Source organism: Streptomyces misionensis (assembly GCF_007896895.1).
GTDB lineage: Bacteria > Actinomycetota > Actinomycetes > Streptomycetales > Streptomycetaceae > Streptomyces > Streptomyces misionensis_A.
Genome location: NZ_VOGW01000185.1, coordinates 144,441 through 153,519, shown reverse-complemented (window position 1 = coordinate 153,519; position 9,079 = coordinate 144,441). Strand labels below are relative to the sequence as shown.

General features: G+C 73.6%; 8 protein-coding genes. 4 read left to right on the top strand and 4 right to left on the bottom strand.

Annotated features, from left to right (window positions below; genetic code table 11):
* The first annotated feature begins 10 nt into the window (after positions 1-10).
* Both npdG and FRZ03_RS32455 read left to right on the top strand, forming a co-directional pair.
* Positions 11-715: an NADPH-dependent F420 reductase gene (npdG, locus tag FRZ03_RS32460; protein ID WP_146468640.1), complete on the top strand. Its 705-nt coding sequence runs from the start codon at positions 11-13 to the stop codon at positions 713-715.
* Positions 716-764: 49 nt separating this feature from the next.
* Positions 765-1,004, top strand: a complete 240-nt coding sequence (locus tag FRZ03_RS32455; RefSeq protein WP_180331348.1) for a hypothetical protein — start codon at positions 765-767, stop codon at positions 1,002-1,004.
* On the opposite strand, the gene FRZ03_RS32450 is transcribed toward FRZ03_RS32455, so the two are convergent.
* The gene (locus tag FRZ03_RS32450) at positions 994-1,794 is read right to left on the bottom strand and encodes a site-2 protease family protein (RefSeq protein WP_146468638.1); all 801 of its coding nucleotides are present in this window, start codon (positions 1,792-1,794) and stop codon (positions 994-996) included. The genes FRZ03_RS32455 and FRZ03_RS32450 overlap by 11 nt on opposite strands.
* Positions 1,795-1,918: 124 nt before the next feature.
* On the opposite strand from FRZ03_RS32450, the gene FRZ03_RS32445 reads away from it, so the two are divergent.
* Positions 1,919-2,365: a DUF6578 domain-containing protein gene (locus tag FRZ03_RS32445; RefSeq protein ID WP_261399433.1), complete on the top strand. Its 447-nt coding sequence runs from the start codon at positions 1,919-1,921 to the stop codon at positions 2,363-2,365.
* A 34-nt stretch (positions 2,366-2,399) separates the two neighbouring features.
* A complete protein-coding gene (locus FRZ03_RS32440; protein ID WP_146468636.1) occupies positions 2,400-5,972 on the top strand; it encodes an AfsR/SARP family transcriptional regulator in 3,573 nt (1,190 codons plus the stop codon).
* 13 nt (positions 5,973-5,985) lie between these two features.
* On the opposite strand, the gene FRZ03_RS32435 is transcribed toward FRZ03_RS32440, so the two are convergent.
* The 3 genes from FRZ03_RS32435 to panB all read right to left on the bottom strand — a co-directional run bounded on the left by FRZ03_RS32435 (position 5,986) and on the right by panB (position 8,911).
* Positions 5,986-6,807, bottom strand: a complete 822-nt coding sequence (locus tag FRZ03_RS32435) for an ABC transporter permease (RefSeq protein WP_146468635.1) — start codon at positions 6,805-6,807, stop codon at positions 5,986-5,988.
* Positions 6,804-7,829 (bottom strand): ATP-binding cassette domain-containing protein, encoded by a 1,026-nt coding sequence (locus FRZ03_RS32430; RefSeq protein ID WP_186785743.1) that lies wholly within the window; start codon positions 7,827-7,829, stop codon positions 6,804-6,806. Before FRZ03_RS32430 ends, FRZ03_RS32435 begins: the two co-directional genes overlap by 4 nt.
* A gap of 215 nt (positions 7,830-8,044) precedes the next feature.
* The gene (gene panB, locus FRZ03_RS32425) at positions 8,045-8,911 is read right to left on the bottom strand and encodes a 3-methyl-2-oxobutanoate hydroxymethyltransferase (RefSeq protein WP_146468633.1); all 867 of its coding nucleotides are present in this window, start codon (positions 8,909-8,911) and stop codon (positions 8,045-8,047) included.
* Positions 8,912-9,079: the final 168 nt, after the last annotated feature.

Sequence of the window (9,079 nt, the reverse complement as noted above, 5' to 3'; positions counted from 1 at the left end):
GAGTCACCCCATGACCTCTACCGACAGCGCACAGAAGGCTCCCGCCAAGGACCCCTGGGACCTGCCCGACGTCTCCGGACTCGTCGTCGGCGTGCTCGGCGGCACCGGGCCGCAGGGCAAGGGACTCGCCTACCGGCTCGCCAGGGCCGGGCAGAAGGTGATCATCGGCTCCCGGTCCGCCGACCGTGCCCAGGCCGCCGCCGGGGAACTCGGCCACGGCGTCGAGGGCGCCGACAACGCCGAGGCCGCGCGCCGCAGCGACATCGTGATCGTCGCCGTACCGTGGGACGGCCACGGCGACACGCTGAAGTCGCTCAGTGCCGAGCTGGCCGGCAAGCTCGTCGTGGACTGCGTCAACCCGCTCGGCTTCGACAAGAGGGGCGCCTACGCGCTCAAGCCCGAGGAGGGCAGCGCCGCCGAGCAGGCCGCCGCGCTGCTCCCGGACTCCCGGGTCACCGCCGCCTTCCACCACCTGTCGGCCGTGCTGCTCCAGGACCCGGAGATCGAGCGGATCGACACCGACGTCATGGTGCTCGGCGAGCAGCGCGCCGACGTGGAGATCGTGCAGGCGCTCGCCGGGCGCATCCCGGGCATGCGGGGCGTCTTCGCGGGCCGGCTGCGCAACGCCCACCAGGTCGAGTCGCTGGTCGCCAACCTGATCTCGGTCAACCGCCGCTACAAGGCGCACGCGGGGCTGCGGCTCACCGACGTGTGACCTTCGTCCGGCGGGTCCGGGCCGACCTTCCTACGAGCCGCCGCCGGCCATGGGGGACACTGTTCGCCGTAGCAGTGTCCCCCGACAGGAGCCACCCGTCATGCCCCGCATCGCCCTCTACACCCTCGTCGTCTGCGTGCTCTCCGTGGCCGCGGCCGTGGTCTCCTTCGTCCAGGGCAGCTGGCTGGGGATCGTGTGGGTGCTGCTGGCGGGCCTGTCGTCCAACATGACCTGGTACTACGTCAAGCGGGCCCGCGCCGCCGCGCAGGACGGGCCGGTCACGGGCTGAACGTGCACACCTCGGGGGTGCCGTTCCAGAACCGGTACAGCCAGTAACCGCAGTCCGAGAAGGCGGTGTCCACGCCCAGCCCGCGCAGGATCGTGTCGATCAGGGAGAAGAACGCGGTGTTCAGCGACGGCACCCACAGCAGCGCGAACACGAACAGCAGTCCGAACGGCGCGAACGGCTCCACCTGCCGCTTCACCCGGTACGACAGCCACGGCTCCAGCACGCCGTAGCCGTCCAGCCCCGGCACCGGCAGGAAGTTCAGCAGCGCCGCCGTCACCTGGAGCAGCGCGAGGAACGCCAGCGCGTACCGGAAGTCGCGCGGCACGCCGTCCAGCGCGTGCAGCCAGAACGGGGCGGTGCACACGGCCGCGAACAGCGCGTTCGTCAGCGGGCCCGCGGCTGAGATCAGGCTCAGCCGCCGGCGGCTCCGGATGCGGCCCCGCTCGATGAACACCGCGCCGCCCGGCAGCCCGATCCCGCCCATGATCACGAACAGCACCGGCAGCACGACGCTCAGCAGCGCGTGCGTGTACTTCAGCGGGTTCAGGGTCAGATAGCCCTTGGCGCCGATGGTGATGTCGCCGCTGTGCAGGGCGGTGCGGGCGTGCGCGTACTCGTGCAGGCACAGGGAGAGGATCCAGGCCGCCGTCACGAACAGGAACACCGCGACGCCGGGCCGCGCGGCATAGCCGGTCCAGGTGGCCCAGCCGGCGACCGCCGTCACGGCCAGGATCCCGACGAAAACCGGACTGATCCTCCGGTCGCCGGGTCGGATGGTGGCGGTGGTCATGGGCGGCTCCTGCTCCTGCGACGGGCGGACGGATTGAGACGGGCGGACGGATTGATCCGGGAGTTCCCGGCGGACACGGGGAAAACGTCTCGCACGCGCCGTCCGGTTCCTGGACAGTATGCGAATGCCACGCAAGAGGGTGTTCTACGAGGACTGGCAGCTGGAGTGCTGCGGCACGCCGTTCGCGGTGGGCGACGAGGTGACCTGGACGCTGGTCGCCTGCGCCGGGACGGACCGCCGGTACGGCGCCGAGGCCTGGGTGCAGAACCACGGCGGGACCGACGGGCGGACCGCGGGGCGGGTCCGGGAGATCGAGCTGGTGCACCAGGAGTACACCTGCCGCCCGGTCGCCGTCGAGCCCCCCGGCCCCGGGCAGGGGCTCGTCCTGCGGTCCACGGGACGCGGGCTGGAACCGGTGCCCGGCTCCGTGACCCGGGAACCCGTCGACCGCTGTCCGGAGTCCTTCGAGGAGCGTGACCTCGGCACGGCGGACGGCCTGAGCCGCGTCCGTCGTACCGTTGGCGTCCTCGTCACCCTCGACCTCGACGGGGCGGCCGGCCCCGGCCGGTGACCGCCCCCTGACCGCTTCCCGAGCCTCGGAGACAATGAACCCCGTGCGTTACCGCCTCCTCGGCCCCACCCAGGCGCTCCGCCCCGACGGCACGGCCGTCCCGGTCGGCGGGGCGCGGCTGCGCGCACTGCTCAGCGTGCTGGCGCTGCGGGCCGGGCGGACCGTGCCGGTGGGCGTGCTGGTGGACGAGGTGTGGGGCGCGGACCCGCCCGCCGACGCCGCCGGGGCGCTCCAGGCGCTGGTGGGCCGGCTGCGCCGGGCGCTCGGCGCGGACGCCGTCGCCTCCGCCGAGGGCGGCTACCGGCTCGCCGCCACCGCGGACGACCTGGACCTCACCCGCTTCGACCGGCTCACCGGCGACGGCCTCGCCGCCCTGGCCGAGGGCGACGCGGCCAAGGCGGCCGCCGTCCTGGACGACGCCCTCGCGCTGTGGCACGGCCCGGCCCTCGCCGACCTGCCCGACCACACCGCGGAGGCCGCCCGCTGGGAGACGCGCCGCCTCGACGCCCTGCGCGCCCGGCACACCGCCGCCCTCGCCCTCGGCCAGGCGGAATCCGCCCTGCCCGAGCTGACCGCCCTGTGCGACGCCCACCCCCTGGACGAGCCGCTCCAGGCCCTGCGCCTGCGCGCCCTGCGCGACCTCGGCCGCCCGGCCCAGGCGCTCGCCGCCTACGAGGACGTACGCCGCCTCATCGCCGACCGCCTGGGCTCCGACCCGGGCCCCGAACTGCGCGCCCTGCACACCCGCCTGCTGACCACGACCGACGGAGCCGGCCACCTCCCCGGACCGCCCCGGACCGACCGGTACGGCGACGGCGGTCCGGTCGGCCGGTACGGCGAGGGCACCGTGGGCGGACACGGTGGCCGATACGGCGACGGCGCCCCGGGCGGTCGCGGCGGCTTGGTCGGTGACGGCGGCCCCGGCCACCCCAGCGGCCGGTACGGCGAGGGCGCCCCGGACGGCCGTGGCGGCTTGGGCGGCCCCACCGGCCCGTACGGCGACGGCGACCCAGGCGGTCGCGGCGACCCCGGCGGTCACGGCGTCCCGGGCGGCCCCGGTGAACCGAATGGTCACGGCGAGCGGGCCGGCGCCTCCGGTCAGGGCGGGCAGGGGAACATCCCCGCCCGGCTCACCTCCTTCGTCGGCCGGGAGGCCGATCTCGCGGCGATCGGGGCCGATCTCGGGACCGCCCGCCTGGTCACCCTGCTCGGGCCCGGCGGTGCCGGGAAGACGCGGCTGTCGCAGGAGGCCGCCGAGGCGGTGCGGGACTCCGTGCGCGACGGGGTCTGGCTGGCCGAACTCGCCCCCGTGGACGACCCGGAGGCCGTGCCGCAGGCCGTGCTCACCGCGATCGGCGCCCGCGAGACCGTGCTGCACGGCGCCGGCGCCGAGGGCATGCGTGCCGTGGTCGACGGGCACGACCCGCTGGACCGGCTGGTGGAGCACTGCGCCCGGCGCCGGATGCTGATCGTCCTCGACAACTGCGAGCACGTCGTCGAGGCCGCCGCCCGGCTGGCCGAGCGGCTGCTGGCCCGCTGCCCCGGGCTGACCGTCCTCGCCACCAGCCGCGAACCCCTCGGCGTTCCGGGGGAGCTGGTGCGCCCGGTGGAGCCGCTGCCCGAGCCCGTCGCGCTCCGGCTGTTCGCCGAGCGGGGCGCCGCGGCCCGCCCCGGCTTCCGTGTCGAGGAAGACCCCGAGGCCTGCGCCGAGATCTGCCGCCGCCTGGACGGACTGCCCCTCGCCATCGAACTGGCCGCCGCCCGGCTGCGGATGCTGTCGCCCCGGCAGATCGCGGACCGCCTGGACGACCGGTTCCGGCTGCTCACCTCCGGCAGCCGCACCGTGCTGCCCCGCCAGCAGACCCTGCGGGCCGTCGTGGACTGGTCCTGGGACCTGCTGGACGCCGACGAACGCGACGTCCTCGCCCGGCTGTCCGTCTTCGCGGGCGGCTGCGACCTGGCCGCGGCCGAGGCCGTGTGCGGGCCCGTCGCCCTGGAAGCCGTCGGTTCCCTGGTCGACAAGTCCCTGGTGGTGGCCGCCCCCTCGGCCGACGGCACGATGCGCTACCGGCTGCTGGAGACCGTCGCCGAGTACGCCGCCGAACGGCTCGCCGAGGCCGGCCGGCGCACCGAGGCGGAGCGCGCCCATCTGACGTACTACCGCGAACTGGCCCGCACCACCGACCCGTTGCTGCGCGGCCCGGAGCAGCGCGCCGCCATCGCCCGGATCCAGCTGGAGTACGAGAACCTGCGCACCGCCCTCAGACACGCCGTCGCCGCGCGCGACGAGCAGGAGGCGCTGTGCCTGGTGCTGTCCCTGGTGTGGTTCTGGCAGATGCGCGACCAGCGGATCGAGGCCCGCACCTGGTGCCGCGAGGTCATGACGCTCGGCCCGGACCCGTTCACCGAGCCGGTGCGCCGCGCGGAACCGGTGTGGCAGCGCTGCACCGACACCCCGCCGCCGTACACCGGGGAACTGCTCCACGAAGCCCGGCGCGGTCTCCACCTCGCCCACATGGCCTGCATGGACACCGAGCTGGACGCCTGGCAGAGCCCCGAGGCGCGGGCCAAGCTGCGCACCGTCGCGGAGGTCTACGACGCGGGGATGCCGCAGACCTGCCGGGCGCCCGGCATGGTGTGGTTCTTCGCGGTGATGCTCACCGGCGGGGCCGAGCGGATGCGGACGATCGTCGACGCCAACGTACGCACCTGCCGGGAGACCCCCGGCTTCGAGTGGGAACTGGCCGGCGCCCTCCAGTGGCGGGCCAACCTCCTGGCCAACCGTTCCGCCTGGGCGGGTGACGCCACCCGCGACGCGGACGAGGCGCTCGCCCTGTACCGCCGTCTTGGCGACGACTGGGGCACCGCCGAGGCCCTGTCCGCGCGCGGCGAGGCCCGGGAGCGCAAGGGCGCCTACGAAGAGGCCGCCGTCGACTACCGGGCCGCCATCGAACACGCCGAACGCCTCGGCGCCCGCGCCCAGACCGCCGTGCTCTCCGCCCGCCTCGGCAGCGTGCTGATGGAGTCGGGCGAGCTGGAGGAGGGCGAGCGGCTGCTGCGGGAGGTCGTGGCGAGTCAGGAGAACACGCACAGCGAGGCGATGCCCGCCGCCCGGCTCTTCCTCGCCTGCTGGCTCGGCCTGACCGGGAACACCGGCGAGGCCCGCGAGCAGATCGCCCTGCTGCGCGAGGAGTTCAGGGTCGCCAACTTCGTCGTCTTCGACGCCGTGATCCTCTGCCAGGAGGCCCTGCTGGACGCGCTGGACGGCCGTGAGGACGAGGCCCTGGGCCGGGTCCGCACGGCGATGCGGCACGCCGATGACCCGCTCGCCGAGGCCGTCACTCCGCAGCTGCCCTCCCTCGCCCTCACCGCCGGCTCCATGGCGCTGGCCCGGGTCGCCTCCGGTGCCCGCGCCGCCGACGCCGCCCGCGCGCTGGCCGCCGCCGACGCCCTGCTGCCGGACGGGCACATCCTGTCCGGCATGGAGCAGCGGGCCCGCGCCATGGCCGAGGACCGCATCCGGGAGGCGCTGGACGAGCGGGCCTACCGGGCGGCCTACGCCGAGGGCGGTGGCCTCTCCCTCGCGGAGGCCACCGCCCTGCTCTGAGCCACGGCGGACGTCAGCTCTTCGTACGGAACTTGTGGATCGCGACCGGCGCCATCACCGCGGTGATCGCCACCGCCCAGCCCACGGTCACCCACAGATCGTGCGCCACCGGGCCGCCCACCATCAGGCCCCGGGCCGCGTCGGCGAGCGTGGACAGCGGGTTGTAGTCGGTGAAGGCCCGGAGCCAGCCCGGCATCGACGCGGTGGGCGCGAAGATCGAGGAGCCGAACTGGAGCGGGAACAGCACCAGGAAGCCCACGCCCTGCACGGACTGCGCGCTCTTCAGGATCACGCCGAGGGTGAGGAAGACCCACATGATCGAGGAGGCGAACAGCGCCGACAGGCCCACGGTGGCGAACAGTCCGGGCCAGTTGGTGATGTGGAAGCCGACCAGCACGGCGACGACCATCAGCACGGCGGTCGCGAACAGCATCCGGCCCAGCTCCACGGCGATCTTCGCGAACAGCACCGAGCCGCGCCCGATCGGCAGCGACCGGAACCGGTCCATCACACCGCTGTTGAAGTCCTGGCTGAAGCCGGTGCCGACCCCCTGGGACAGGGTCATGCTCATCATCGCCAGCATGCCCGGGATGACGTACTGGACGTACCGCTCCTGGCCGCCGCCGAGCGCCTGCCCGATGGAGCCGCCGAAGACGTACACGAACAGCAGGGTGAAGACGATCGGCATCAGCAGCGCGTCGAACATCGACTCCGGGTCCTGCCGGATCCACAGCAGGTTGCGGCGGATGAGCGCGCCGGTGTGCCGCAGGTGCCCGCGCAGCGGGATACGGACGTCGGCGGCGCCCGGCGTGGCGTTGGTGGTGACGGCGCTCATACGGCGGCCTCCTGGCGGGCGTCGGCGGGCGTGGTGTCCTGCGGGGCACCGGCGCGGTGGCCGGTGAGCGACAGGAACACCTCGTCCAGGCTGGGCAGTTCGGTGGTGATGGAGGAGAGGGTGATGCCGCGCGCGGTGACCGCGCCGACCACGGCCGTCAGCTGCTCGTCGCTGAGGATCGGCACGAGCAGGGTGCCGGACTCGTTGTCCACGGTGGTGGTGGCGAGGCCGGTGATGCCCAGCTCGTCCAGCATCGTGGCGAGCGGGCCCAGCTCCAGCGGGTCCACCGGGCGCACGCGCAGGGTGCGGCCGCCGACGCGGGCCTTCAGCTCCTCGATGCCGCCGGTCGCGATCACCTTGCCGCGGTCCACCACGGTCAGCTCCGAGGCGAGCTGCTCGGCCTCCTCCATGTACTGGGTGGTGAGCAGCACGGTGACGCCGTCGCCGACCATCGCCTGCACCTCCTCCCACACCTCGTTGCGGGTACGGGGGTCGAGGCCGGTGGTCGGCTCGTCCAGGTACAGCACCGCCGGGCGGCCGATCATGGAGGCGGCGAGGTCGAGGCGGCGGCGCATGCCGCCGGAGTACGTGCTCGCCGGGCGCTTGGCGGCCTCCGTCAGGGAGAACCGCTCCAGCAGTTCGTCGGCACGGGCGCGGGCGTCCTTGCGGGAGAGGTCCAGCAGCCGGCCGATCATGTACAGGTTCTCCCAGCCGGGGAGCTTCTCGTCCACCGAGGCGTACTGCCCGGTGAGGCCTATCACCCTGCGCAGCTGCCGGGGCTGGCGCACGACGTCGTAGCCGGCCACGGTCGCCCGGCCGGCGTCCGGGGTGATCAGGGTGGACAGAATCCGTACGAGGGTCGTCTTGCCGGCGCCGTTCGGGCCCAGCACGCCCATCACCGTGCCCTCGCGCACGTCCAGGTCGACGCCGTCCAGCGCCTTGGTCTCGCCGTAGTGCTTGACCAGTCCCCGCACGGTCACGGCGTTCCGTCCGCCGCCGGGGTTCTCATCGATTCGCGTCATGGGGACGACCATGTCAGGCCCCACCGACAAACCACCGACAACCGGCCGACAACCCACCGACAGCCCCCCCGGCACCGGAGTCGTCCGGGGGCGGACAGGGGACAGCCCCGCCGACGGGGGAGGATCAGCGGGGCTGCCGGTGGTGCCGTGGTGGCCAGGGCCTCTCGTTCGGATCAGGCCGGGCTCCTGATCCAGCCTGATCCGAACGGAAAACACTAGTGGACGGAGTGCTCCTCCAGCGGGAACGCCCCGCCGACGACGTCCTCCGCGAAGGACTTCGCCGCGGACCCCATGACCTCGCGCAGGTCCGCGTACTTCTTGACGAACTTCGGGACGCGGCCGGACGTGAGCCCCAGCATGTCGGTCCACACCAGGACCTGCGCGTCCGTCTCGGGACCGGCGCCGATACCGACCGTGGGGATGTGCAGCGTCCGGGTCACCTCGGCGGCCAGCTCGGCCGGGACCAGCTCCAGGACCACCGCGAACGCCCCCGCGTCCTGCACGGCCTTGGCGTCGCGCAGCAGCTGCGCCGCCGCCTCCTCGCCGCGCCCCTGGACGCGGTAGCCCATCGCGTTGACGGACTGGGGGGTGAGCCCGATGTGTGCCATGACCGGGATGCCGGACTCCACCAGCAGCCGGATCTGGTCGTGCGAGCGCTCGCCGCCCTCCAGCTTGACCGCGCCGACGCCGGCCTCCTTGACCAGCCGGGTCGCCGAGCGCAGCGCCTGCACCGGACCCTCCTGGTAGGAGCCGAAGGGCAGGTCGGCGACGATCAGGGAGCGGCCGGTGCCCCGGACGACGGCCGCCGAGAGCATCGTCATCTGGTCGAGGGTGACGGGCACGGTGGTGTCGTACCCGAGGTGACAGTTGCCCGCCGAGTCGCCGACCAGGAGGACCGGGATGCCGGCCTCGTCGAAGACGGACGCGGTCATCGCGTCGTAGGCGGTGAGCATGGGCCACTTCTCGCCCCGCTCCTTGGCGAGGGTGATGTCGCGGACCGTGATGCGGCGGGTGCCCTTCCCCCCGTACAGCGCCTTGCTGCCGTCGGAAGGCTTGTTCTGGGCAGCCGAAAGCTGCGTCATGGCAACGGCTCCTTCAGTCATCTCGAAGCGCCCGTACGGCGTCTCCGGATCGACTCCATGGTGGCACCTCGTGCCATTCAGGGCCAGAGCACCCCCGTGATCCTTGCCGTCATCCCGAAGCCACCCTTCCGCTTCGGGCAAAGTCAACCCCCCGTACGGGTAAGTTCT

Excerpts from the sequence above, each read along its gene's own strand:
- FRZ03_RS32445 (WP_261399433.1), top strand. The coding sequence starts at position 1,919 with ATGCCACGCAAGAGGGTGTTCTACGAGGACTGGCAGCTGGAGTGCTGC.
- panB (WP_146468633.1), bottom strand. The coding sequence starts at position 8,911 with ATGACGCAGCTTTCGGCTGCCCAGAACAAGCCTTCCGACGGCAGCAAG.
- FRZ03_RS32435 (WP_146468635.1), bottom strand. The coding sequence starts at position 6,807 with ATGAGCGCCGTCACCACCAACGCCACGCCGGGCGCCGCCGACGTCCGT.
- FRZ03_RS32455 (WP_180331348.1), top strand. The coding sequence starts at position 765 with ATGGGGGACACTGTTCGCCGTAGCAGTGTCCCCCGACAGGAGCCACCC.
- FRZ03_RS32450 (WP_146468638.1), bottom strand. The coding sequence starts at position 1,794 with ATGACCACCGCCACCATCCGACCCGGCGACCGGAGGATCAGTCCGGTT.
- FRZ03_RS32440 (WP_146468636.1), top strand. The coding sequence starts at position 2,400 with ATGAACCCCGTGCGTTACCGCCTCCTCGGCCCCACCCAGGCGCTCCGC.
- npdG (WP_146468640.1), top strand. The coding sequence starts at position 11 with ATGACCTCTACCGACAGCGCACAGAAGGCTCCCGCCAAGGACCCCTGG.
- FRZ03_RS32430 (WP_186785743.1), bottom strand. The coding sequence starts at position 7,829 with ATGACGCGAATCGATGAGAACCCCGGCGGCGGACGGAACGCCGTGACC.